The sequence below is a fragment of the Saccharopolyspora erythraea NRRL 2338 genome (assembly GCF_000062885.1).
Lineage (GTDB): Bacteria > Actinomycetota > Actinomycetes > Mycobacteriales > Pseudonocardiaceae > Saccharopolyspora_D > Saccharopolyspora_D erythraea.
The window spans coordinates 2,719,221-2,742,630 of record NC_009142.1 but is presented as its reverse complement, the minus strand read 5'-3'; the positions used below and the strand labels follow the sequence as shown (position 1 = coordinate 2,742,630).

Annotated in this window: 24 protein-coding genes and 3 pseudogenes; 18 read left to right on the top strand and 9 right to left on the bottom strand. The window is 67.9% G+C overall.

Going from position 1 to position 23,410, the window contains the following annotated elements; translation table 11 throughout:
- Positions 1–113 precede the first annotated feature (113 nt).
- The gene (locus tag SACE_RS38285; RefSeq protein ID WP_009949922.1) at positions 114–281 is read left to right on the top strand and encodes a hypothetical protein; all 168 of its coding nucleotides are present in this window, start codon (positions 114–116) and stop codon (positions 279–281) included.
- 61 nt (positions 282–342) lie between these two features.
- Here the strand turns inward: SACE_RS38285 and SACE_RS12360 are convergent, their stop codons facing one another.
- Positions 343–603 carry a hypothetical protein gene (locus SACE_RS12360; RefSeq protein ID WP_011873723.1) on the bottom strand — a complete coding sequence of 87 codons (261 nt, stop codon included), beginning with the start codon at positions 601–603 and terminating at the stop codon, positions 343–345.
- A gap of 1,298 nt (positions 604–1,901) precedes the next feature.
- On the opposite strand from SACE_RS12360, the gene SACE_RS12355 reads away from it, so the two are divergent.
- From SACE_RS12355 to SACE_RS36310, 3 genes and pseudogenes are all read left to right on the top strand, one after another.
- Positions 1,902–2,264 (top strand): GreA/GreB family elongation factor, encoded by a 363-nt coding sequence (locus tag SACE_RS12355; RefSeq protein WP_011873722.1) that lies wholly within the window; start codon positions 1,902–1,904, stop codon positions 2,262–2,264.
- Positions 2,261–3,541: pseudogene (locus tag SACE_RS36315) on the top strand (IS256 family transposase). Before SACE_RS12355 ends, SACE_RS36315 begins: the two are co-directional and overlap by 4 nt.
- Positions 3,542–3,589: 48 nt before the next feature.
- A protein-coding gene (locus SACE_RS36310) for an IS5 family transposase (RefSeq protein ID WP_085982278.1) occupies positions 3,590–4,425 on the top strand; the annotation gives its coding sequence in 2 pieces (ribosomal slippage) (positions 3,590–3,944 and positions 3,944–4,425; 837 coding nt in all).
- Between the two features lie 9 nt (positions 4,426–4,434).
- Here SACE_RS36310 and SACE_RS12330 read toward each other — a convergent pair.
- Positions 4,435–4,923 carry a hypothetical protein gene (locus SACE_RS12330; RefSeq protein ID WP_009951491.1) on the bottom strand — a complete coding sequence of 163 codons (489 nt, stop codon included), beginning with the start codon at positions 4,921–4,923 and terminating at the stop codon, positions 4,435–4,437.
- 380 nt (positions 4,924–5,303) lie between these two features.
- Here SACE_RS12330 and SACE_RS36305 point away from each other — a divergent pair.
- From SACE_RS36305 to SACE_RS36300, 7 genes and pseudogenes are all read left to right on the top strand, one after another.
- Positions 5,304–5,426: pseudogene (locus SACE_RS36305) on the top strand (leucine zipper domain-containing protein); the annotation flags it as partial.
- Positions 5,427–5,638: 212 nt separating this feature from the next.
- On the top strand, positions 5,639–6,313 hold the full coding sequence (locus SACE_RS12325; RefSeq protein ID WP_009951493.1) for an urease subunit gamma: 675 nt from the start codon (positions 5,639–5,641) through the stop codon (positions 6,311–6,313).
- Entirely contained in the window at positions 6,306–8,132 is a 1,827-nt protein-coding gene (locus tag SACE_RS12320; protein ID WP_009951494.1) for an urease subunit alpha, read from the top strand. Before SACE_RS12325 ends, SACE_RS12320 begins: the two co-directional genes overlap by 8 nt.
- A gap of 3 nt (positions 8,133–8,135) precedes the next feature.
- Complete coding sequence (locus SACE_RS12315) at positions 8,136–8,810, top strand: urease accessory protein UreF (RefSeq protein ID WP_011873716.1); 675 nt, start codon at positions 8,136–8,138, stop codon at positions 8,808–8,810.
- 22 nt (positions 8,811–8,832) lie between these two features.
- A complete protein-coding gene (ureG, locus tag SACE_RS12310; RefSeq protein WP_009951496.1) occupies positions 8,833–9,543 on the top strand; it encodes an urease accessory protein UreG in 711 nt (236 codons plus the stop codon).
- 89 nt (positions 9,544–9,632) lie between these two features.
- Positions 9,633–10,355 (top strand): urease accessory protein UreD, encoded by a 723-nt coding sequence (locus SACE_RS12305; RefSeq protein ID WP_021342128.1) that lies wholly within the window; start codon positions 9,633–9,635, stop codon positions 10,353–10,355.
- 186 nt (positions 10,356–10,541) lie between these two features.
- A protein-coding gene (locus tag SACE_RS36300) for an IS5 family transposase (RefSeq protein WP_085982277.1) occupies positions 10,542–11,350 on the top strand; the annotation gives its coding sequence in 2 pieces (ribosomal slippage) (positions 10,542–10,881 and positions 10,881–11,350; 810 coding nt in all).
- A gap of 1,094 nt (positions 11,351–12,444) precedes the next feature.
- On the opposite strand, the gene SACE_RS12290 is transcribed toward SACE_RS36300, so the two are convergent.
- Positions 12,445–12,936 carry an SRPBCC family protein gene (locus SACE_RS12290; RefSeq protein WP_231849984.1) on the bottom strand — a complete coding sequence of 164 codons (492 nt, stop codon included), beginning with the start codon at positions 12,934–12,936 and terminating at the stop codon, positions 12,445–12,447.
- A 338-nt stretch (positions 12,937–13,274) separates the two neighbouring features.
- Here SACE_RS12290 and SACE_RS12285 point away from each other — a divergent pair, with 338 nt between their 5' ends.
- On the top strand, positions 13,275–13,853 hold the full coding sequence (locus tag SACE_RS12285; RefSeq protein ID WP_009947213.1) for a dihydrofolate reductase family protein: 579 nt from the start codon (positions 13,275–13,277) through the stop codon (positions 13,851–13,853).
- Between the two features lie 478 nt (positions 13,854–14,331).
- Positions 14,332–15,215 (top strand): IS5 family transposase gene (locus SACE_RS40085; protein ID WP_372491179.1). Its coding sequence is split into 2 segments (ribosomal slippage): positions 14,332–14,715 and positions 14,718–15,215, totalling 882 coding nucleotides; the frame shifts between segments, so codons are not numbered across the junction.
- Between the two features lie 23 nt (positions 15,216–15,238).
- On the opposite strand, the gene SACE_RS12270 is transcribed toward SACE_RS40085, so the two are convergent.
- The gene (locus tag SACE_RS12270; RefSeq protein ID WP_009947218.1) at positions 15,239–16,042 is read right to left on the bottom strand and encodes an SDR family NAD(P)-dependent oxidoreductase; all 804 of its coding nucleotides are present in this window, start codon (positions 16,040–16,042) and stop codon (positions 15,239–15,241) included.
- 87 nt (positions 16,043–16,129) lie between these two features.
- Here SACE_RS12270 and SACE_RS12265 point away from each other — a divergent pair, with 87 nt between their 5' ends.
- Positions 16,130–16,981, top strand: coding sequence for a helix-turn-helix transcriptional regulator (locus SACE_RS12265; RefSeq protein WP_009947220.1), 852 nt, complete (start codon positions 16,130–16,132; stop codon positions 16,979–16,981).
- Positions 16,982–17,168: 187 nt separating this feature from the next.
- Here the strand turns inward: SACE_RS12265 and SACE_RS39135 are convergent, their stop codons facing one another.
- Positions 17,169–17,348 (bottom strand): helix-turn-helix domain-containing protein, encoded by a 180-nt coding sequence (locus SACE_RS39135; RefSeq protein WP_029621682.1) that lies wholly within the window; start codon positions 17,346–17,348, stop codon positions 17,169–17,171.
- Between SACE_RS39135 and SACE_RS39130 the strand changes: the two genes are divergently transcribed.
- Positions 17,347–17,487 (top strand): hypothetical protein, encoded by a 141-nt coding sequence (locus SACE_RS39130; RefSeq protein ID WP_231850130.1) that lies wholly within the window; start codon positions 17,347–17,349, stop codon positions 17,485–17,487. The two genes, SACE_RS39135 and SACE_RS39130, sit on opposite strands and share 2 nt — an antisense overlap.
- Here the strand turns inward: SACE_RS39130 and SACE_RS39125 are convergent.
- The 3 genes and pseudogenes from SACE_RS39125 to SACE_RS12250 all read right to left on the bottom strand — a co-directional run.
- A pseudogene (locus tag SACE_RS39125) lies at positions 17,470–17,649 on the bottom strand (recombinase family protein); the annotation flags it as partial. The gene SACE_RS39130 and the pseudogene SACE_RS39125 sit on opposite strands and share 18 nt — an antisense overlap.
- A gap of 91 nt (positions 17,650–17,740) precedes the next feature.
- Entirely contained in the window at positions 17,741–19,123 is a 1,383-nt protein-coding gene (locus tag SACE_RS12255) for an MFS transporter (RefSeq protein ID WP_009947221.1), read from the bottom strand.
- 164 nt (positions 19,124–19,287) lie between these two features.
- Positions 19,288–19,887: a CGNR zinc finger domain-containing protein gene (locus SACE_RS12250; protein ID WP_231849983.1), complete on the bottom strand. Its 600-nt coding sequence runs from the start codon at positions 19,885–19,887 to the stop codon at positions 19,288–19,290.
- Positions 19,888–19,915: 28 nt separating this feature from the next.
- Between SACE_RS12250 and SACE_RS12245 the strand changes: the two genes are divergently transcribed.
- The 3 genes from SACE_RS12245 to SACE_RS12235 are packed head-to-tail and all read left to right on the top strand — an operon-like array spanning position 19,916 to position 22,050.
- Positions 19,916–20,395, top strand: coding sequence for a DinB family protein (locus SACE_RS12245; RefSeq protein ID WP_009947223.1), 480 nt, complete (start codon positions 19,916–19,918; stop codon positions 20,393–20,395).
- On the top strand, positions 20,392–21,561 hold the full coding sequence (locus tag SACE_RS12240; protein WP_021341293.1) for a MalY/PatB family protein: 1,170 nt from the start codon (positions 20,392–20,394) through the stop codon (positions 21,559–21,561). The genes SACE_RS12245 and SACE_RS12240 overlap by 4 nt, the downstream gene beginning before the upstream one ends.
- 30 nt (positions 21,562–21,591) lie before the next feature.
- Positions 21,592–22,050, top strand: coding sequence for a RidA family protein (locus SACE_RS12235; RefSeq protein WP_009947226.1), 459 nt, complete (start codon positions 21,592–21,594; stop codon positions 22,048–22,050).
- Positions 22,051–22,730: 680 nt separating this feature from the next.
- Here SACE_RS12235 and SACE_RS12230 read toward each other — a convergent pair.
- Entirely contained in the window at positions 22,731–23,156 is a 426-nt protein-coding gene (locus SACE_RS12230) for an MFS transporter (RefSeq protein WP_009947227.1), read from the bottom strand.
- Between the last annotated feature and the right edge of the window lie 254 nt (positions 23,157–23,410).

Below are 23,410 nucleotides of genomic sequence, written 5' to 3'. Positions count from 1 at the left end.
CGAGGTCCAGCACACCGGGCCACCGCCTACCTACTCGGAGCCCGACCGGCCGGACCAACCCCGCTACCAAACCCGTCACCGTCGAACGAATCGTCTCCAGCAGCGGCGGCATCATGATCGCCCCCCTACGCATCCGGATCGGCCGCAACCACGCCCGCAAGGTCGTCACCGCGCCCATCGACGAGCGAGCCATCCAGGTCCACGGCGGCCCGTATCTGCTGGTCACCGCCGCACGCACCACCACCGGACCAATCACCCACCGCAGAGCCCAGGACAACTGAGCTCGCTAGGTCCGTGCCAAGGATCAGGGTGAAACCAAGACGTCACCATCACGTGAAGCAGCTATCGGCTCTGCTGGCCCGAGTGGCCGGACTCGCTTCCCTGCTGGCCCGAGTGGCCGGACTCGCCGCCCTGCTGGCCCGAGTCACCCGACTCGCTTCCCTGCTGGCCCGAGTGGCCGGACTCGCCGCCCTGCTGGCCCGAGTCACCCGACTCGCCGCCCAGCTGGCCCGAGTCACCGGACTCGCCGCCCTGCTGGCCCGAGTCACCCGACTCGCCGCCCAGCTGGCCCGAGTCGTGCTGTCCAGACTTGTCACCCTGCACACTCGGCTGCTCCGGGTTCGCAGCGGGCGGAGGCGCTGGTGCCGGTACCGGTGCGGGAACGGGTGGGTCGTCTGCCGGACCGGCATCGCCGGGCGCACCGCCTTGGTTCCCAGGCTCGCCAGGGCTGGGGGCTGGAGGTGCTACGGCGGGCCCTTCGCCGGTGGGCTCACCGCCCGGTTGCCCGGCCTGACCATCGTTCGGCGCACCGGGTACTGCCGGGCCTTGAACACCGGTCCGGGCCTCCTGGGGCGGCGGTGTGCCCGACGAGTCGAATGCCTCGTTCACCACCCACCCGAGAACCGCTCCGGCCGCGAGGGAGGCCACGTTCGTGAAGGTGAATAGCCTGCCTACCGCGGTCAGCACGGTAACCCCGCCCCTGACGACTGCGCCCGTGACCCGCGCGACTCCGGATATTCCCCTGGACGCCTGATAGGTCAGCCAAGCCATCCATCCGACCCGCTGAGCATCCCGCCCGACCGTCCCGGCGACCTGCTGCCCCGCCCCCGCCACACTTTGCACCAAGCGAGGGTTGTGCCGCAAATATGATTCGGCGCTCTTGTAACTCGGGACTTCCTGGGACACGTAGTCGGCGAGAACCTTCCGAACTTCGGTTTGCGACCCAGCCGTCTGGGCCCGTTCCAGGAGTCGACCCAGCCTGCTCGCTTCCTGGCTCAAGTCGTCAGCTGCCCGCCCGTGCTGCTGAAGAAGAGTTCGCATTTCTTGCGGTGCACCAGTCCAAGCGGACTCGGCACCTGTGGCGACGTTCGTCTGAATCGGCCCCCACCTGTCCGGGTCCCGGACCAGGTTGGCCGCATCCTGCAAACGGTCCATCCGCAATCGTTGGAGGAACTCAATTCTCTCTTTCAGGTCGTTCACGAAGTTTTCCTGTGAGACCTGCACAGCAATCAGCCTTCTTCCAGATCCGGGCCGCAGAGCAACCGTCTGCCTCGGCAACCCGCACCGACGAACCTGCGTCAAGGCGGGTGCCCCGCCCATGCACCACGTCGGGCTCGCCCCGACCGAGAATTCCGCCATCCGGCACCAGGTGACGCGGAATGCGCTGCATTGTGTCGGCCACGATGACGGCTGCCCGTGTTCCGCCGCGTGCCATGCCCGTCGCCTCCCCTCGACTTTCCGGGAAGCTCACCCTCATCTGACACCGCCGCCAACGCACGAACAGGGGAAAAAGTCCCGACTGGAGCCGCTGATGTGCATCCCGCCCGGCGGCGCCACCACTGCTCGCCCAGCGTGCCGCTGGAGGCGACGACGGCACGGGTTAGAACGAGCCCGGCCAGCTCGTGGACGACGGACATCGGCGCGCCCGCATCCGCGAGATCCAGGAGTTGTTGCACGACGCGGTGGTCGGTGAAGCGCCACCGGACGACGGGGTCGCCGAACCCGGCATGGTCCTCACCGTCCGCTTCGACGACGGCGAGACCGAGACGTTCCTGCTCGGTGCACGTGTCGGGGCCGACCTCAATGGGCTCGCGGTCTACTCGCCCGAGTCGCCCCTGGGGGCCGCGCAGCCCGGGGCCAGGCAGGGCGAGCAACGGGCCTACAGCCTGCCCAAAAAAAACGGCGGGACTGTCCTGATCTTTGTGTGTGGGGCGGTGATCCGACAGGCTGAAGCGTCTGCTTCGGCCGGGAAGGATCAATCGTGACGGACAATGTCGAGGCGACCTCGGAGGCCGCTGAACAGGAAGCTGCTGGTGGTGACCTGGATGTGCAGCTGGCCCAGGACCTGATCGAACGGGCCCGCGAGCAGGGTGTGTCGCTGGTGGGCCCGGACGGGCTGCTGGCCGGGGTGACACGCACGGTGCTGCAGATGGCCCTGGACACGGAGATGACCGAGCACCTCGGATACGCCAAGGGCGATCCGACCGGCCGCGGTGGCGGCAACCATCGCAACGGGACGTCGCCGAAGACGGTGCAGACCGAAGTCGGACCGGTATCCATCGAGGTCCCACGTGACCGCACAGGCCGCTTCGAACCGCAGATCGTGCCCAAGCACTCCCGCCGCATCGCCGGCTTCGACGAGGCCATCATCTCGTAGTATGCCAAGGGACTCACCACCGGCGAGATTCAGACGCACCTGGCCGAGATCTACCAGACCGACGTGTCACGAGACTTGATCAGCCGAGTGACCGACAAGGTCGTCGACGAGCTCAAGGTGTGGCAGAACCGCCCGTTGGACCGCGTCTACCCGGTCGTGCTGATCGACGCTATCCACGTCAAGATCCGGGAAGGCCAGGTCACCAACCGGCCGATCTACGTGGTCGTCGGCATCGACTGCCAGGGCGAACGCGATGTACTCGGGCTGTGGGTCGGCACCGGCGGCGAGGGCGCCAAGCAGTGGATGAGCGTGCTCACCGAGCTGAAAAACCGCGGTGTCGCCGATGTGCTGATCGCCTGCTGCGATGGATTGAAAGGGCTCCCGGAGGCGATCACCGAGGTCTGGCCTCTGGCAACGGTGCAGGAGTGCGTGGTGCACCTGGTCCGGTCCAGCCTGCGCTACGCCTCGCGGGCTCACTGGAGTGCGATCACCAAGGCACTGCGGACGGTCTACACCGCCGCGACCGCCGAGGCGGCCGAGGCCCGGTTCGCCGAGTTCGAGCAGGACTGGGGCCGCAAGTACCCGGCGATCATCCGGCTGTGGCGCTCGTCCTGGGAGCAGTTCACCCCGTTCCTGGCCTTCCCGCCGGAAATCCGGAAGATCATCTACACCACGAACGCGGTCGAAAGCCTGAACGCCCGCTTCCGGCAAGCCACCCACCGGCGCGGGCACTTCCCCAACGAGCAGGCCGCGTTGAAGGTGCTCTACCTCGTCATTCGCACCCCACAGCGCAACCGGACCAACGTCACCGGACGCACCGGAGGTTGGAAGACCGCTCTGAACACGCTGGCCATGTTCTACGGTGACCGCATCACCCTCAACTAAGACCGCATCTCATTTGGGTGTGTTTCCAGGCAGGCGATATGTTGATCAATTGTGAGTGATGTGGAGAGGTGGTGCCCGGAGCCGTTGTGGCTGCTGGCGCGTCCGTTGTTGCCTGATGCGCCGCAACGCCACCAAGGCGGGGGTCGGCGTCGGCTGGACGACCGCGCGGTGCTGGCTGCGATCCTGTACGTGCTGCAGACCGGGTGTGCCTGGTCGGCGCTGCCCACCTCGTTCGCGGTCAGCGCTCCCACCGCCCACCGCCGGTTCACCGAATGGGTCCAAGCGGAGGTGTTCAGCCAGCTGCACCAGGCGCTGCTGGACCTGTTGGGCACCGCCGGGGCGATCGACTGGTCGCGCGCGTCGGTCGACAGCATGCACGTCCGCGCGGTCAAAGGGGGGACCCGACCGGCCCCAGCCCGGTAGATCGAGGCAAGCCTGGCTCCAAGATCCACGCGATGAGCGAACGCGGCGGCATTCCACTGGCCGTGGTCGTCTCGGCGGCCAACCGCAACGACCACCGGGAGTTGGAGGCCGTAGTCGATTCCGTCGCGCCGGTCAAGGTGCCTACGGGGCGGCCCCGGCGTCGGCCGCACAAACTGCACGGCGACAAGGGCTATGACTTCCCGGTTTGCCGGAACGCGTTGCGTCGACGGGGCATCATCGCCCGGATCGCCCGCCGGGGCATCGAGTCGGCCAAGCGACTGGGACGCCACCGCTACGTCATCGAACGCACCCTGGAGTGGGTTTCCCGATTCCGTCGGCTGGCGCGCCGCTACGAGCGCAAAGCAGCTCACTACGCGGCATTCGTCCAACTGGCGTGCGCGGCGATCTGCTACCGCCGAGCTGTCAAGCTGGACCTGTTGATCCATAACAACCCCAAATGAGATGTGGTCTTACTCGATGACCGTCTGCGCTTCCGCGCCGCCGGCGTCGCTCAAAAAGATCGCCTTGTACGTCTGGCCCTTCGTGATGTGCTTGCGTCCCGCGTCGTAGTAGTCGTAGTGCATGAAACTGACGCGGTACGTGCCCCCTGTGCACGCGACACCTTCCCGGAAACCGCCTACTGCTTCGCCATAAACGTGAATAGTGAATATCGTTCCGGCAGGACACTTGCCGCTCCAGTTGCTCACCGCGTCCTTCGGACTCGGCGTGCCGCTCAGACCGTCGAAGTGAAGCGTCCACTCCGCCGCGCCGTCCACGGGGCCCGCTGCCTGCGCCGCCGCCGGAACAGCCGCGAGCGCGGCGGCAGCAACCACACCGGCCAGGGCTCGTACCGTTCGCTTCATCAGAAAACTCTCTTCCCCGCCCCGGGCCATCCGAGGCATCCAGGCCAGAATGGCGCAAAATTGATCTCCAATAGTGCCCGAGCGCCAGTACTTCACCCAGGCGTATGGCGGTGACCTCCGACGTCATCGGGCACGAACCCCAGGCACGGCACGCACACAGCCGGACCGCCAGGCCCCTCCGGTTCCTTGTGCCACGAGCGGCGGTGCCCAGCCATTCAAGAATCGTCGGAGCCGAGCGTGAAGTAGCGGATCGCACAACTCCGCAGAGGGACCGCGTAGCGAAACACGACACGCGATAGCGCGACTTGCGTCTCCAAGGTTTCTTCACTTCATCGAGGGCGGCCCCGGCGGGGCCGCCTGCCTGTATACGTCCACGCAGCTCGTCGGGGTACTTTTTCGGCGCTGCCACAGATGCTCCCTTCAGGTTTATAGGCCCATGCTTGGAAGCCTCCGAGCTAACAGGGGAACCTCAGTGGCGTGCTGCCGAACGCTTCCAGGTTGCGGTGACCACCGCCCACCGGTAGGCCGACCGCTACCGCCACCACGGCGCGGCGGGCATGACCGACCGGTCCAGCCGCCCGCACCACAGCCCTGCGCGTCTGGCACTCGCGGAGCAGCTCCGCTGATTCCTGCCTCCGAACTCGATGGAGTGAAAGATCAGCAACGTCCTCGGCCTGCGGAGTTGGCTCCAATAATGTGCAAATGATCATCCGTTCCTACATCGTGCTCCAGCGAATGAAACCCCGATACGGATGTCGTCGGGGTCTCGTGTGCCGTGTGTGGGTGTGCTGCGAGTCAAGGAAGGTCGACATTGCATCTGACTCCCCATGAGCAGGAGCGCCTGCTCATCCATGTGGCGGCGGACGTGGCCCGACGGCGCCGGGAACGTGACATCAAGCTGAACTATCCGGAAGCGGTGGCGCTGCTGACGGTGCACGTCTTCGAAGAGGCCCGGGCCGGGAAGTCCGTCTCCGACATCATGACCTCTGGTCGCGAACTGCTACGTCCGGAGGACGTGATGGAGGGCGTCGCGGAGATGATCGAGAGCGTCCAGGTGGAGGCGACCTTCCCGGATGGCACGAAGCTGGTGACGATTCACAACCCCATTCAAGGGGTGAGGATTCAACCCATCGAGGAGACGGAGCGGCAGCCGCGGGTGCATCCGGGGAAGGTGGAGCATCCCGCCGACGCGAAGCCGATTTCCTTCAACGAGGGGTTGGAGGTGACGACGGTGAGTGTGTCCAACCCTCAGGATCGTCCGGTCCAGGTGGGGTCGCACTACCACTTCGCCGAGGCCAATCCCGGCCTGGAATTGTCCGAGGAGGACAGGGAAAAGGCCTACGGCAAGCGGCTGAACGTGGCGGCCGGGACCTCCAAGCGCTTCGAGCCCTGCAGCGGAACCGACGAGGTCGAACTGGTGCCCATCGCGGGGGAGCGTGTCGTGCTGGGCCTGCGCAAGGAAGTGGGGGGATCTCTCGATGACTGAGGCGCCGACCGGCCCCCGGTACAAGAATCCACTGAGCCGCTCCGAATACCTGGAGCTGTTCGGGCCGACGGTCGGTGACCGGATCCGGCTCGCCGACACCGCCTTGTCCATCCGGATCACCGAGGACTGGGCCGGCGGACCCGGACGCAGCGGCAACGAGGTCGTCTTCGGCGGCGGCAAGGTGATCCGCGAGTCGATGGGCCAGTCCGGCATCCCCCGCGACCCGGGCCCCCGGGATCAGCGCAGGCCTGCGGACACGGTCATCACCGGCGTGGTGGTGCTGGACCACTGGGGGATCGTCAAGGCGGACGTGGCCCTCCGCGACGGCAGGATCCAGGCGCTGGGCAAGGCGTACAACCCCGAAACGATGGACCCACTGCACGGGGAGAACGAAACACCCACCAACATCGTTATCGGCCCGGAGACCGAAATCATCTCAGGCAAGGGCCGCATCCTCACAGCCGGCGGCGTGGACACCCACGTGCACTTCATCTGTCCGGAACAGGTCCGAGAAGCCCTCGCGGCCGGGGTGACCACGCTGATCGGCGGCGGAACGGGTCCGGCCGAGGGGTCCACCGCCACCACCGTCACACCTGGGACGTGGCATCTGGCCCGGCTCTTCGAGGCGCTGGACGACTTCCCGGTCAACATCGGTCTGCTCGGAAAGGGCAGCACCATGTCCAAGGCCGCGCTGTACAACCAGGTGGACGCCGGCGTTCTCGGCTTCAAGATCCACGAAGACTGGGGAGCTACCCCCGCGGTGCTCGACACCTGTCTTCAGGTCTGCGACGACACAGGCGTGCAGCTGGCCCTGCATGCGGACTCGCTGAACGAGGCCGGCTTCGTCGACGACACGATCAAGGCCATCGACGGGCGTTGCCTGCACGTCTTCCACATCGAGGGCGCGGGCGGCGGCCACGCCCCTGACCTGATCAAGATGGTGGGTCTGGACAACGTCCTGCCCGCTTCGACGAACCCGACCCGTCCTTTGACGGTCAACACCGTCGCGGAACACCTCGACATGATGATGGTCTGCCACCACCTCAACCCGGAGATCGAGGCGGACCTGGCCTTCGCAGACTCACGAATCCGCCCTTCCACCATGGCGGCCGAGGATCTGCTGCACGATCTGGGCGCGATCTCCATGATGTCCTCCGACGCCCAGGCCATGGGCCGCATCGGTGAGATGATCACGCGTACCTGGCAGACCGCGCACGTGATGAAGAAGCGATACGGATTCCTGTCCGGAGACAACGGAGCGGACAACCTCCGCGCACGCCGCTACGTCGCCAAGTACACCATCAATCCCGCGATCGCCCAGGGCGTCGACCACGAGGTCGGCTCGATCGAGGTCGGCAAGCTCGCCGATCTGGTGCTGTGGGAGCCGAAGTTCTTCGGCGTGAAACCGCACATGGTCGTCAAGGGCGGCCAGATCGCCTACGCCCAGGTGGGAGACGCCAACGCGTCGATTCCCACGCCACAGCCGATCCTGCCCCGTGCGGTGTGGGGAGCGCAGGGCCGAGCTCCCGCGGCGAACTCGTTCAACTTCGTCTCGCAGCGCGCCCTGGACAAGGGTCTGGCCCAACGGCTGGGCGTCGGCAAGAGATTCAGCGCTATCACCGACACCCGGTGCCTGAGCAAGAGCGACATGCAGGAGAACAGCGCCACGCCCGACGTCGACGTCGACCCCAACACCTACACGGTGGAAATCGGCGGTGCCGAGACATCGGACACGAAAACCTTCGTCGAGCAGCAGGAGATTTCTCTGGAGCACGTCGTCGAGGAGCTGCCGATGGCCCAGCGGTACTTCCTGTTCTGACCGATGAGCCGCGCAACCCTGCTCATTCTGGCCGACGGCCGCTTCCCCGCCGGAGGACATGCGCACTCCGGCGGGGTGGAAGCCGCTGTCGCCCGCGAAGCAATCCGTGACGCGCACAGCCTGCAGACGTTCTGCCAGGGGCGCCTGCACACCGCAGGCGTGGTCGCCGCGGGTCTGGCCGCCGCGGCGGCTGCCGGAGCCGACCCGTTGGCGCTGGACGAGGCCGCCGACGCCCGGACCCCTGTCCCGGCGCTGCGCGACATCGCTCGGAAACTGGGACGGCAGATGATGCGCGCCGCGCGGGTCGTGTGGCCGGCACCGGAGCTCGACCAACTCGCCCGAGACCGCCCGCAAGGCGCGCACCAGCCTGTGGTGCTGGGGGTGGCCGCCCACGCGGCCGGCCTGGCGCCTCTGGACGCCGCGTACGCCGCCGCATACGAGAGCATCAGCTGCCCGGCCACCGCAGCTGTGCGGCTGCTGGGCCTCGATCCCTTCGACGCCACCGCCGTCCTCGCCCGGCTCGCCGACGACCTCGACCAGGTCGCCGACCGTGCCACCCGAGCGGCCGACCGCGTGGCAGCCGAAGGCACCACCGTGCTACCGGCCACCTCCGCGCCACTGATCGACATCACCGCCCAGCAACACGCCCAGTGGCCGGTACGCCTGTTCGCTTCCTGACCAACCCGCTAACGAACAACCTGTGGAGGCCTCCGTGCACATCGGCAACTCCGTCCCTCATGCGCACCTGCACAGCGCCGCTCCCGCCCGACCTGCCGACCCCGTCCGGCCCGATGGTTCCCGTCGCGCGCTGCGGATCGGTCTGGGCGGGCCTGTCGGCTCCGGCAAAACCGCCACTGTCGCGGCCCTCTGCCGGGCCCTGCGCGACCGGCTGTCGATCGCCGTGGTCACCAACGACATCTATACCCGCGAGGACGCCGACTTCCTGCTCCGCCACGCAATTCTGCCGGCCGAGCGCATCCTGGCCGTTGAGACAGGCGCCTGTCCGCACACCGCGATCCGCGATGACATCTCCGCCAACCTCGAAGCCGTCGAGCAGCTCGAGGCGACAGTCGGCCCTCTCGACCTCATCCTGGTCGAATCCGGCGGTGACAACCTGACGGCCACGTTCTCCAAGGGCCTCGTCGACGCCCAGATCTTCGTCATCGACGTGGCAGGCGGAGACGACATCCCCCGCAAAGGCGGCCCCGGAATCACCACCGCCGACCTGCTCGTGATCAACAAGACCGACCTGGCTCCCCACGTGGGCTCGGACCTTCAGGCGATGGCCGCCGACGCCAAGCGCCAGCGCGGTGAGCGGCCCGTCGCCTTCACCTCGCTCACCGCCGACAACGGAGTGGGGCCGGTAGCGGACTGGGTCGGCGCGCGCCTGACCGCCTGGACCGCGGCGTGACGACCACGTCGCCACGCACCCAGGCTCCACCGCAGGCCGGCAGAGGTGTGCACGCCACTGCCCGCATCCGGGCCACCAGTCACGACGGCGTGACCGTCCTGCCGCTCCTGCGCAGCGACGGTCCCTTCCATCTGCGGCAGCTCCGCAACCATGGCTCCCAGGCACGCGTCTGCGTTGTCAGCGCGATGAGCGCGCCGCTGGGAGGGGACAGACTGGCCATCGACGTCAGCGTCGAAGCGGGCGCGCAACTGGAGATCACCACCGCTGCGGCCACCCTCGCTCTGCGGGGCGCCACCACCGACCACGCCACCTACGACGTGACACTCACCGTGGGAGAACAGGCGACCCTGTATTGGCTGCCCCAGCCACTGATCAGCACCCGAGGCAGCAACCTGCGGCAGACCTACACCGTGGACCTCGCACCCACCGCACGGCTCATCCTCCGCGAAGAACTGATCCTCGGACGCGCCCATGAACCCCCCGGCGACCTGTCCAGCCACCTCACCGTGCATCGCGACGGCCGCCCACTGCTGGCCCAGCACACCACGTTCGGCTCTACGGCCCCCGGCTGGGACGGTCCCGCCGTCCTGGGCGAGCACCGCGCTACCGGCCAGATCCTGATCGTCGACCCGGCCTTCGCCAACGCCCCGCCCGCCACCCGTCTGCTCGGCGACGAGCCGGCCAATGGCGAGGGCATTGTCGCACCGCTGGCAGGCCCGGCTGTGCTGGCCACGGCCCTCGCCCCGACAGCGACACCCCTACGGCACCTGCTCGACGACGCCGTCCGCCCTCGCACACCGTGCAGCACGTAACCGACCACATCGCGGAGACCTGAAATCTGACAAAGATGCCCTGGGAGAACGCTGATCGCCTGCCCCCAAAGCACCCCAGGCTCAGCTGGCCCGCAGAACTTGGACGGAGTCTTCACTTACGACTCGTTTCAGAATAATGGGCGTGTCTGATAGCGATGGTTGATCGACTCGGTGCATGGTCATGGTGTGATCGAGGAGTTGGTGCCAGATCAGTTGTGGTCTCGGGTGCAGCCGTTGCTCCCGGCGCGTCCGCCTCGCCGGAGCCGGTACCCGGGCCGGTTGCCGGTCGACGACCGGGCCGCTCTGGCCGGGATCGTGTTCGTGCTCAAGACCGGGATCACCTGGCGGGAACTACCGCACGAGGTGGCGGGATGTTCCGGAGTGACGTGCTGGCGGCGGTTGCGGGACTGGAGCGAGGCCGGGGTGTTCAACGCGGTGCACGAGCTGCTGCTGGACCAGCTTCGGGCTTTGGATCGGCTCGACCTGAACACTGTGGTGGTCGACGGATCGCATGTGCGGGCGCTCAAAGGGGGGCGGCGACGGGCCCCTCGCCCGTCGATCGGGCTCGCACCGGCACCAAACACCATGTGATCACCGACGCCGGCGGTATCCCACTGGCAGTGACGGTCACCGGCGGCAACCGCCACGACAGCACCCAACTCATCCCGCTGGTCGAGGCTCTGCCCACGATCCGTGGTAAGCGCGGTCGGCCTTGGCAACGGCCTCGCTGGCTCTATGGCGACCGCGCCTACGACTACGAACATCACCGGAAAGCCCTGCGCGAACGAGGAATCATTCCGCGTATCGCACGCCGCAACACCGGACACGGCTCCGGTCTCGGTAAGGTCCGCTGGGTCGTGGAACGCACGTTTGCCTGGCTGCACCAGTACAAACGCCTCCGCACCCGCTACGAACGCCGCGCCGACATCCACCTCGGGCTCCTCCGGCTCGGATGCGTCCTGATCTGCTACCGCCAACTACCAACCTCATTCTGAAACGAGTTGTTACGACAGATTCCTCACCAACCGCCGCCACCATCACCGCCGCCTCCGCCACCGGAGTCCCCGCCGCCACCGCCGGAAAGCCGCCGTCCCAACCAGCGGAATAGTCGGCACCGCCGGCACTCGAATCGGACCCGGTATGCCGATGCCGAAGGTACTGGCGCCTACGGCGCTCGATCAGCTTGCGCTCCACCCAACCCCAGACCAGCACTCCCACGGTGAAGATCACCAAGAGCAGACCGAAGTACGCCATCACGTCCACCGCGCCCCCTCCCGCCGCAACAACGCCACCAGGAGCAAGAACGCCGGTGTCGGGCGGCTCGTTGCCACCCGACATCAAGAAGCACAGCGGCAAACGAGTGAATAGCCGCTGGTGCCATCCCACCCACCGCTCGGTCGGACTTGCGGTCGAACATCACCAAGTGATGTGGCACGGCCGCACCACGCGCCGGAGGCGAGACCAAGGCCGTCGACCTCCTCCAGGCGTTGCGGACCAGCGTCGAATACGCACGAGCCTGGCGCAGCCGAGGCCGCGATACCCGCTGACCGCTACCGCGGGCTGGCAAGCCCGTACGTCTCTCAACATGCCCAGCAGCGTTTGTCGATCTGGTCCGGCAGGCGGCACGCCAGAGGCCGGCGAGGTCACGGGCTTCGCGGGCATCTTCCGATCGGTTCCTTGGCGACCACCAACCGCGCAGGGATCACGACCTTCGTCATGCGCAACCGCCAGTACCTTGCGGCTCTCACAGCCGAGCAGGAGGTCCTGGCCGTTCACGTGTTGCACTGCCACCGAAACGACTGACCTCATACAGGTCTGCAAGCCAGCGTCGAGCGCGCCCGCACTGCCCGGAGCGAGCGACGACGCCCGCTGACACCGAGCAGGGGGTACTTTCGCCTCTGCCGTCCACCGGGCGCGGGCCGAAGGGTGGCGGTTGCCTGCCCGTGCGGACGGAGGAGCCGACCGGTGCCCCCAGTGGTCGGCCCGCCGGCGTGAGAGTAGACGAGGACCCGCCCGGCGGGCAGGCCCCGCCCGGTTATGCCCCGATCGAGTACAGGCCCTCCACGGCACGATGCCGACGTCGACGAGGTCAGAGGCCCTGGGACGTCGGTGCGGCAAGATCGGCTAGGTGGTGCAGCGAGTTGGTGAGATGCTCAGGGCCGAACGGCGGAAACCAAATGTATTCCCGGATGGACTGCGGCACCGCCGACCAGTCGTAGGTCAGCGTGACCTCAGTCTCTGACGGACCGAACGGCACAAGGTCGTAGCGCCAGAACCAACCGCCGAACTCCAGGTGACCGTCGCCCTTGGGGGCGTAACCCGTCAGCCAGCCAATGGCGCGCGGCGGGTCTAGTACGTGGACCTTGTTGGCCACCTGGTAGTCACCGTCTTGAGCGTCAGGGTGGTACATGTCCATCCGGAAGATCTGCCCCACCTCTGTCAGCGTCGCCCGATCGACAGGTTCCTGAACCCAGCCGGTGCCATCGATCGCAGGGTGCGTCGTCGGGTTCGCCAGCACCGCGAACACCCTCTCGGCGGGTACGACGACGGTCAGGGTGGCGCTCACGTTCTCCTGGTCCACGGTATGCACGCTCCTTACCATGTCATTTTCGGCCTCACGCAGGCACGAAAAGAGGGACGTTCCATCATGGAGACCACACGGCGAGGCGGAACTCATCGGGTCGTGTGGGCGGAACCCGCACCCGTGCCGCTGTTACCCCGACGAGATCCCGCTTCGACAAGATGGCGGCTCACTTTCGGCGCGGCCTGCCGCTGCCATCGCCAACGAGCAGGCCGATGAGTCCTGAGACCGCATCCGGGGGCGGCCGGACTCCAAGCGCCCAACGGCGATGAATCTCGCCGTGGTTCCCAGTCTGTCTCCCCCATACCCGACCAACCGCACCCGCCGAGGAGAGCATCATGACCGCTACCTACACCTTCGACGTCTTTTCCAGCCTCGACGGCTTCGGCGCCGCCGGCGGCGGCTGGACCGGGTACTGGGGCAAGCAAGGCCCCGAGCTCCTCGACCACCGCCTCGCCCTCTACGACGAGGAGCAGCAGATGGTCTTCGGGGCGAACACGTACCGGGCGTTCGCGCAGATGCTCGCCGCGAGTACCGAGGACTCCGATGTACGCGACCCGTGGGTCACGCGGATGAGGAGCCTGCCGGCAACGGTCGTGTCGACCACGTTGCAAGGCCCCCTCGACTGGCCCGACGGGAAGGTCGTGAGCGGCGATGCCGTCGACGTCGTCGCTCGGCTCAAGGAGGAGTCCGAGGTGCCGTTGCGCTCGCACGGCAGCCTTTCGATGAACCGGGCGCTGATGGCCGCGGGTCTGGTCGACCGCGTCCAGATGACGCTGTTCCCGGTGATCACCGGCCGAACCGGGCTGGACCCGATCTTCCGGGGCGCGGCCGACTTCGACCTCGAGCTGATCGAGCACCGGACGCTCGACGGCCACATCCAGGAGCTCATCTACCGGCCCACCCTGCATGTCTGAGTCCATCCATGCACCCACCTCGTGGACGTGTCCACGCCCGCCCTTGACCGTAGCGTTGACTGGAGCCCGCACCGACCGCTGACCGATCGTCAATCGGATACATCTCAGGTCGAACTTCCGTTCGATCAGAGCGCGAAAGTCGAGGGGATGGTGCGCTCGCTCGCGGCGTTGCAAGCCGGCGTCGAACACGCACGAGCCGGCCCTCGGCACAGAGCACGAGTTCCTCCAGCGCTACGCCGGACCAGGTACCGGGCGGGCTCGTTCGGAGAGGGCGGAGGGCACCGGTGTCGGGGCGGGATCGCTCACGCCTTCCACTATGCGTACGACAACCTGGCCGACACCCGGCTTCTGTGTCCTCTTCCCGGCCGAGCGTGTCCTCTGTGAGGACACATGAGGGAACACGACACGACGGGGCACTGCTTCCTCGATCGCGCCACCAAGGCGATCGCGATCGACAGCCGGACGCTGCGGTACGGGTCTGCGCCGTGAGCCGTCCAAGTTCCGCTGCTCCTCCCGGTGGGCGGTGCTCGAGCCCCTGTTTCCGAGGCGTAAGAAGTCCGGCCGACCGCCGATGTGGACCAAGAGGCAGCTGGTTGACGGCATACGCTTCCGGGTCCGTACCGGCATCCCTTGGCGGGACATGCCGCAGGAATACGGGCCCTGGGGCCGGGTGTATGACCTGTTCCGCCGATGGCAGCGCAACGGCACCTGGCAGCGGATCTTCACTGCCCTGCAGGCCCAGGCCGACGCCAAGGACCTGATCACCTGGGACATCAATGTTGACTCCACCATCGTCCGTGCCCACCAGCATGCCGCCGGGACACGAAAAAGGGGGAACGTGCAGAAGAGCCGCCCGGCGGCGTCGCCACCGAGCCGGCCGACCACGACCTTGGGCGCTCGCGCGGCGGCCTGACCACCAAGCTGCACCTGGCCGTCGAGCAGGGCCAGAAGCCCATGTCCATCGTGATCACCGCCGGGCAGCGCGGCGACTGCCCGCGGTTCGAGTTCGTCCTGGGTCGCATCAGGGTGCCCCGACTGGGGGCGGGCAGGCCACGCACCCGGCCCAGGCGGGTGCGTGCCGACAAGGCCTACGCCTCCCGTAAGAACCGCGCCTACCTGCGCAGTCGGGGCATCCGCTGCACCATCCCGGACAAGGCCGACCACGCCCGTAACCGCAAGAAACTCAGCTCACGCGGCGCCCGTCCGCCGAAGTTCGACCCGGAGGACCACAAGGCTCGGCACGGGGTTGAGTGCGGCATCAATCGTCTCAAACGGCACCGAGCTGTGGGCACAAGGTATGACAAGCTCGCGGTCCGCTACGAGGCGACCGTCCTCGTAGCGGCCATCAACGAGTGGCTGTGAACAGGGATAGAGGCATCCCCGGCTCAGGCCCGCGCCCCGCCGTCGACCCGCAGGACCGTGCCGGTCACGTAGGAGGAGCGGTCGCTGAGGAGCCAGGCGGCGGCCTGCGCGATCTCCTGCGGGTCGGCCGCACGGCGCAGCGGGGTGTGCGCCGTGAGTCGCTCTCGGAGACCGGGTGATCCCTGTTCCCAGGTGCGTATCATCTCGGTCCGCGTGTTGCCGGGGGCGATGGCGTTGACGCGGATGCCTTCCGGGCCGTAGGTGACGGCGGCCGACTCGGTGAGGCTGTTGACCGCCCGCTTCATCGCGCCGTAGGCGGGCAGCTCGGGGTTGCCCATCAGGCTGCCGACGGATGAGTTGTTGACGACAGCGCCCGTCCCGGCGGTGGTTCGGATGGCGGCGATCTCGGCGACCATGGCCAGCCAGACGCCCTTGAGGTTCACGTCGTAGATGTGGTCGAAGTCGGCCTCCGGCATCTGGTCCATCGGGCCGGGCTGCTGGATCGTCGCGCCGTTGTTGAAGGCGATGTCGAGCCGGCCGTACAGGTTCACGGCGCGGTCCACGGCGGCGCGCACGCTGGTCGCGTCGGCCAGGTCGCACACCACGTAATTCGCGGTGCCGCCCGCCGCCCGAATCTCCTCGGCCACCGTCTTCAGCTGGGCCTCCGTCCGGGCCGCGAGAAGCACTCGGGCACCCTCGCGGGCGAAGAGCCGAGCCGCGGCCGCTCCGATGCCGCGTCCGGCACCGGTGATGAAGGCGACCTTGCCGGCCAGCAGGCCCAGGGCGGCAGGGGCGGTGGATGTGCCGGTGATGGGTGTGTTGTCCATGGCAGCGAGCCTGCGCCCGTCCGCGAAGCCGAGCCAGGCACCGGCGGTACCTGGCTGTGCCGGCCGACGTCTGTACACACTGGGGAGGTGGATCGAAGGGAACTGGCGAACTTCCTGCGCAGCCGACGCGAGGGGATCAACCCTGCCGAGGTTGGGCTGCCCGCCGGCCCGCGCCGCCGCACCCCGGGATTGCGCCGCGACGAGGTGGCGCAGCTGGCGTTCATCTCGACCGAGTACTACACGCGGTTGGAGCAAGCCCGGGCGCCGCACCCGTCGCACGAGGTGCTGGCCGGACTGGCTCGGGCCCTGCGCCTGTCGGACGCCGAGCGTAACCATCTCCACCACCTCGCCGGTGCACCGCCGCTCCCGTCGGCCGGGCCCTCGCGCGAGGTACGGCAGAGCATCCTCGACCTGCTGCACCGACTGCCGCAGGCCGCGGCAACCGTAACGTCCGCGACCTTCGAGGTACTCGCGTGGAACCAACTGGCGGCAGCCCTGATGGAGGACTTCTCCGCCCTGCCGCGACGCGACCGCAATCTTGTGCGCCGTGTCTTTCTTGGCCCGCACACGCAGGGGCAGCGGCTGTACGGGGTCTCGGACGCGGACGCGTTCGCCCGCCACTCGACGCAGCGCCTGCGCGCCGCCGCCGCCCGCTACCCCAACGATCCAGAAGTGGCCGAGCTGGTAGCCGAACTCCTCGACGCAAGCGAAGAGTTCACTCGCCTGTGGGAGTCCCACGACGTGTCCGCCGAGCCCACCCTGTGCAAGACCTTCCAGCACCCGGTGGTCGGCCCGGTCACCGTCAACTGCGACGTCCTCGACATCATCGACCGCGACCAGCAGGTCGTGATCTACACCGCGGTCCCGGGCTCGCCCTCCGAAGAGGCGCTACGGCTGCTGTCGGTCATCGGCACACAGCGCATGGACGTCACCCATTGAGCCACACCGGCCGCACTTCAGCGTTTTCTGATGTGGACCGACGCCGGTCAGAATCGCCCGCGCGCTTCTGAGCCCTGCCCTGCACGGCACGGCCCCTGAGCAACCACTTTCGACCTAATCGGGGGCCCCAGAATACGGCGGAAAGGGCAATGAGCCCCACCGGCAGCACGTGCCGAGAGAGCAACGCTTAGCTCGGAAGCGCCGGTCGCTGGTCAGATTCGGGGTCGATCGTGCGGCTGGGGCTGAGTTCTGTGACGTACTTGTAGATCGTGGAGCGGCTGACGCTGAGCAGGGGCGCGATGGATGCCACGGTGTTGTCCGGCTCGGCGAGCAGCTCGCGGGCGGGGCGGACCTGCTCGGGGGTCATGGCCGGTGGCCGGCCGAGCCGGACGCCGGCCGCGGGCGGCAGCCAGGCCCTCGCGGGTGCCGTCGACCGCAGCGAGGGCTGCGAGGACGTGGAAGGCCAGGCGGCCGCCGGGTGTAGTGGTGTCGAGGTTCTCGTGTAGCGAGGTGAACCCGATGCCGCGCCTGCGTTGTCCGCTGACGATGGAGTGCGGGTCGGCGAGGCTGCGGCCGAGGCGGAAGAGCTCCAGGACGACGAGGGCGTCGCCTTCGCGGAGGTAGTCCAGGCAGGCCCATAGCTCAGGGCGTTCGGCGTTCTTGACCACCTGATCCGTGGACCGCGATCAACACTCGACATGCGGATCGAACCGTCGTTTTGCGTCAGGTGGGGGCGCCGTTGCCGACGCCCGCACCGACTCAGCTGGAGATGTCTTCCAGGACGGTTTGGCGGGTTTCGGGGAGGAACAGGATGGCCACGACCGATCCGGTCACGAAGAGCACGGCGCTGGCGGCGAACACAACGCTGGGGCCCTGGGCGGCGATGACCAGAGGCACGACGACGGGTCCGAAGATGGATCCGAGGCGCCCGGCGGCGGTGGAGCTGCCCATTCCGATGGCGCGGGCACGGGTGGGGAACAGCTCCGGGGTGTAGGCGAAGATCGAGGAGAACATCCCGAAGAAGATGAACTGCAGGACCGACCCGGAGATGATCAGCTCGGTGACGCCGGAGGCGTTGCCGTAGACGAACGCTGCTGCTGCCGAGGACAGGGAGAAGCCGACCAGGCAGAACTTGCGCCCGATCCGTTCGATGAGCCAGGCGGCGGCAAGGAACCCGGGGATGCCCCACAGGGCCATGAGGACGATGTAGCCGACGGACTCGACCATGTCGTAGCCGGCGTCGCTGAGGAGCTTGCCGATCCAGGTGGTGAGGCCGTAGTAGCCGCCGAGCAGGCAGAACCACATCGTCCAGCTGGCCAGGGTCCGCTTGCGGTAGCCGTCGGTGAACAGCGCCCGCAGCCCTGCCTGCTGCCCTGTCGTGTCGCGGTCGTCGATCGGTCCGGGGGCGAGCAGGGGACGACCGAAAGCGGCTTCGGTCTTGCGTTCGACGTGCTCGAGGGTGGCGATAGCGTCTGCGTGGCGGCCACGGGAGACCTGCCAGCGGGGAGATTCGGGCAGGTTGCGGCGCACGATGAGCGCGACGACGGCGAGCAGGGCCTGGGCGAGGAAGAAGCCGCGCCAACCCAGGGTCGTTGACAGCAGCACGAACGATCCGATGCCGGCGAGGATGAATCCGGTGGGCCAGGTGCCCTCCATCAGCGCGACGTAGCGGCCGCGCCTGGACGACGGCATGAACTCGGACAGCAGGGCGGCGGCGACGGGGAATTCCGCGCCCATGCCGATGCCCAGCAGCAGTCGGAACGAGGCGAGGCTGGCGAAGTCCCAGGACAGCGCGAGCAACACGCTGGCCGAGCCCCAGATGATGATGCTGTACTTGAATACCTTGAGTCGGCCGAACCGGTCGGCCAGGACGCCGGCGCCGACGGCGCCGATGAACATGCCGGCGAAGGTGGCGCTGCCCACGAGGCCGGCCTGCAGCTTGGTCAGCCCGAACTCGGCGCTGATCGGGGCGAGCAGGTGCGTCAGGGCGCCGAGGTCGATCGAGTCGAACAGCCACGCGGTGGCGATGATCAGGAACAGGCTGCGCTGGTAGCTGGTCCAGGGCAGTCGTTCGAGCCGGGCGGCGACTTCACCGGTGCTGATGCGGCCGCTGGGTGGGGTCTGCAGGGATGAGGAGTCCAAGGCGGGCTGCCCTTCGGATCGATGAACGTCACCAGTCTGAGCGGTGACGCACCGAATAGTCAGACCGAGACGCGTCACTTGTCAAGGCGGTGACGGTTTCAGCCGTGTAAGGACCCCGCCACGTGGACGACGTCAAGAGGGGCCGGCGTTGGTCGTGAGACGACTCAGGAGGCGGCCGCAGCGTCGGTGCGGCGCTTGCGCGCCCGGTAGGCGGCGGCCTTGACGCGGTTGCCGCACTCGTCCATGCCACACCAGGTACGGCGGGCTCCGCGGGAACGATCGAGATAGATGCGAGTGCAGGCGGGGCGGCCGCATTCCTTCAGGTGAGCCTCGCGGTCGGCGAGGACGGTGACGGCGTCGCGGGCCAGTTCGGCCAGGACGGCGTCGATGTTGCCGGTCCGACGGGTTCCGGTGTCGCTGAGCTGCACAGTCAGGCCCGCGTCTCGGGCGAGGCCGTTGACGAGGTCGAGAGCTCGGCGGTCGAACCCGCGCTCGGCGAGCCGGTCGGTGGCGAGCTGGTAGACCGCTTCGCGCAGGCCGATGGCCTGCCGGAACGCGTCCTGGGTGACGCTGACGTCGCCGGGCAGGTCGGTGGAGGCGTCGAGCCAGCGCTCCAGGTCGGCCGGCCCTGCCAGCAGCTCTTCCGGTTCGGTCCGACGCCACTTCAGCGTGCCCGCCAGATCCAGTGCCGCACTGCCGCTCACGAACGCGAATCTCACGTCACCATCTTGACCGGTAACACTGAGTCGTGCAAACTGCGTCACCGTCTGAACTGGTGACGATTGGAGTGGCATGCTCAGCCGCGAGGACTACCTGTACTTCACCGATCGCGCGCTCGACGGGATGGCCGCGATCGTGGTCGAGCTCGGCGACGAGCGGGCGAACCGGGCCGCCTACCCCGGCGCGAACTCGCCGTACGCGCTGCTGCACCACTGCCTGTGCGTGATCGAGACCTGGGTCGGCGGGTTCGTCCGCGGCCGTCCGATCGACCGCGACCGCGACGCCGAGTTCACCGCCACCGGCCCGGTCGAGCTGCTCGTCGAGCGTTGCGCGACCGTGCGCGCCCAGATGCACACCGACGTCGTCGACGCGCACCCCGAGCAGTTCCTGCTCCAAGAGCCCCCCGCGGACTTCCTCGGCCCGCCCACCCGCCTCACCCAGGGCGGCGCGCTGCAGCACGTGTTCGAAGAACTCGCCCAGCACCACGGGCAGATGGAGACCCTGCGCGACGTCCTCGCCGCCGCGCCCGTCCGACCGCTGGAGACCGCATGAGTGCCCTACCCCGTGCTGACCTCGACCCGACTCGGCTACGAGCCGGCCACGGAGCCAAGTGGACTGCCGTCGACGCCGACGTCCTACCTGCTTGGGTCGCCGACATGGACATCGGCATCCCCGAACCCGTCCGCGCCCGAATGCTCGAGACCATCGAACGTCAGGACCTCGGCTACCCCTACTGGCCCGACGGCGACCCCGTCGTCGACGCGTTCACCGACCGCATGCGGTCCCGCTACGGATGGCACCCCCGCGAGGGCCGCACCCGCGTGTTCAGCGACCTGATCCAGATCCTGCAGATCGTCATCGAACACACCACCGAGCCCGGCGACCCCGTCGCCCTGCACGTGCCGAACTACCCACCGTTCCTCGCCGCGATCCACCGCGCACGACGCCGGATCGTGCCGCTACCCCTCGACCGCACCCCCGGCGGCTGGGAACTCGACCTCGACCGACACCACGCCGTCTTCGCCACCGAACGGCCTCGGCTGTTCGTGCTGGTCAACCCGCACAACCCGACCGGGCACACGTTCAGCGCCTCCGAGCTGCGTGGGCTGGCAGACATCGCGACCGACCACCACATCCCCGTTCTGGCCGATGAGATCCACGCCGACCTCACCTACCTACCACACCGGCACATCCCCTTCGCCGGCCTCGACCCGGCCGTGGAGGACCTGACGATCACCGCGACGTCGGCGACGAAGGCGTTCAACCTCGCCGGCACCCGGTGCGCGGTCGCTCACCTCGGCTACGCACCCACCGCCGACGCTCTCGACCGCGCCCCGCTGGACTACTTCGGCACCCCCAGCGTGCTCAGTCGCATCGCCACCGTCGCCGCCTGGCGCGAATCCCACGACTGGCACCACGCCACCACCGACCTGCTCACCCGCAACCGTGACCGCGTCACCGCCTGGGCCCGCGCCCACCCTGAGCTCGGCTACCTCCCCCCGGAGGCGACCTACCTCGCCTGGATCGACTTCACCCGCGCAGGCCTCGGACCCGACCCCGCGGCCGCGCTGCTCCGGCGCGCACGCGTATACCTCAACCCCGGTGCCGAATTCACTCAACACACCGAACTGACCAGCTCGACCTACGCACGACTCAACTTCGCCACCGCTACCGCGAACCTCGAACAAATCCTGGACCGACTCGACAGCGCACTGTGAAAGAGTTGAAGCAACCGAAGGGTGACTGACATGGGCAAGTGGACGGATCGGCTGGCGGAGATCGGCGTCCGGCTCCCCCACGTGGTGCCGCCGGTCGCGGCGTACGTGCCTGCCGTGCGGAGCGGCTCGCACGTGTACGTCTCCGGGCAGGTGCCCGTCGTGGACGGCCAGCTTCCGGCAACCGGCAAGGTCGGCGCCGAGGTGAGCGCGGAGGATGCGAAGCAGTACGCGCGGACCTGCGTGCTCAATGCGTTGGCCGCCGTGGACGCGCTGGTGGGGCTGGACTCGGTGGTCCGCGTGGTCAAGGTCGTCGGCTTCGTGGCTTCCGCCGAGGGCTTCAACGGTCAGCCCCCGGTGATCAACGGAGCGTCCGAGCTGATCGGCGAGATCTTCGGTGAGGCCGGCCAGCACGCTCGCTCGGCGGTCGGCGTCGCGGAGCTTCCGATCGGCGCACCAGTGGAAGTGGAGATGATCGTCGAGGTCGCCTGATCTCTTGTGGCGGCGTTGCCCGGCCTCGGGTGACGCCGCCTTCTCGTTCCCGTGCGGCCGATGACCTGGCGATCTTCCCTGAGACATTGCCCCTTTCCGTCGTATTCCGGCGGCCCCCTAATCCGGTCGATCACACGACCAAGTAATCAAGTACAGCGGCCCAACCTGGACGATCGAGACCGCCACGCCGATGGAACCCGGCCATGGAACCCAGCTCTCGCTGACCTTCACAGAGCGAACGCGCGGAGCGCGCTCCGAAGCCCCGTGGGGTAATTGAGCGTCCGAGGACAGAGTCGACCCATACGCCTACCCCACCCAACACGGCACCATCGATCTGTGACCCCACGCTGAGCAGCAGCAACTTCGGGCATGAACCCCCGCGCGGGTTCGGCTGGCACATTCCGGACCTCAGCCCCGCCCGTTCGCACCGCGAAGGGACCTCATCGAGGCCGCCGACTGGTCGGCACTGGGCTACGCCGACCCTGTGGCGCTTCGTTCCTTCGCCGTCTGCGACTCTGCTCTACGTCCGGCTGCTGGGCCGCTCCGCTGCCCCGCCCGAACGGCTTCGGTGCTGAACGCATTCGCGGCAATATCGTGCCAAGGCGGCTGACCACCTGGCCCTGACCTGCTCGAACGGCATCGGCAGGTCAGGGCGAGGGCGTTCAGAGACGGTAGTCGCATCAGGCGTCGGCCTTCCTGCGGAACTCAGGGTCCTTGTCGCTGCGCAATGACAGGCCCATCGGGATCGAGGCGAGGTGGAGAGCCGTCAAGCTCCACACCACGCCCTTCGTGCCGAACCCGCTCTGGAATACCGCGACGAGTGCGGGCCCGACGAAGGTCGCGAGCCCCGCTGCCAGGCAGTAGATGGCGAACGCGCTGCCGCGTTCCTCTTCCTTGCCCATCGCCAGCAGCAGCGGTGGGAGCGGGGTGTAGCCGGCGAGCATGAAGCCCCACAGCATCGCGCAGGCGACCGCGACGGCGAAATCGTTCCCCACAGCCAGCGGCACGTAGTAGAGGATCAGTGTGGCCACCGCGCAGCCGAAGGTACCGAAGATCGTCACGATGCGGCGCCAGCCGATCCGGTCGCCGACGGCGCCGACGAACATGTTTTTCCGCCCTGTGACGACGCGGGGAGCATCACGTCACACTTCGGACTCACATCGCCCGCCGGGCGGATCAACAGGCTTTGTCGCGGCCTCGCATATGCGCCGTTCCCGTACGCGACGAAGTAGCACCAGTGGCGCGAAGTCCGGATGCGCGTCCTCAACCGTGGGTCACCGGCCGTCCTGGCCGTCACGCACTCTCGCCGGAGTGCCTCCGATCACGACCCCCGTGACAGGCCGACCCGCCGAACATACCG

Bases quoted from the DNA above. Each gene is read 5' to 3' on its own strand.
- SACE_RS12230 (WP_009947227.1), bottom strand. From the start codon at position 23,156: ATGTTCGTCGGCGCCGTCGGCGACCGGATCGGCTGGCGCCGCATCGTG.
- SACE_RS12315 (WP_011873716.1), top strand. From the start codon at position 8,136: ATGAGCCGCGCAACCCTGCTCATTCTGGCCGACGGCCGCTTCCCCGCC.
- SACE_RS39135 (WP_029621682.1), bottom strand. From the start codon at position 17,348: ATGACCCCCGAGCAGGTCCGCCCCGCCCGCGAGCTGCTCGCCGAGCCG.
- SACE_RS12235 (WP_009947226.1), top strand. From the start codon at position 21,592: ATGGGCAAGTGGACGGATCGGCTGGCGGAGATCGGCGTCCGGCTCCCC.
- SACE_RS38285 (WP_009949922.1), top strand. From the start codon at position 114: ATGATCGCCCCCCTACGCATCCGGATCGGCCGCAACCACGCCCGCAAG.
- SACE_RS12320 (WP_009951494.1), top strand. From the start codon at position 6,306: ATGACTGAGGCGCCGACCGGCCCCCGGTACAAGAATCCACTGAGCCGC.
- SACE_RS12240 (WP_021341293.1), top strand. From the start codon at position 20,392: ATGAGTGCCCTACCCCGTGCTGACCTCGACCCGACTCGGCTACGAGCC.
- SACE_RS12245 (WP_009947223.1), top strand. From the start codon at position 19,916: ATGCTCAGCCGCGAGGACTACCTGTACTTCACCGATCGCGCGCTCGAC.
- SACE_RS39130 (WP_231850130.1), top strand. From the start codon at position 17,347: ATGGCCGGTGGCCGGCCGAGCCGGACGCCGGCCGCGGGCGGCAGCCAG.
- SACE_RS12285 (WP_009947213.1), top strand. From the start codon at position 13,275: ATGACCGCTACCTACACCTTCGACGTCTTTTCCAGCCTCGACGGCTTC.
- SACE_RS12270 (WP_009947218.1), bottom strand. From the start codon at position 16,042: ATGGACAACACACCCATCACCGGCACATCCACCGCCCCTGCCGCCCTG.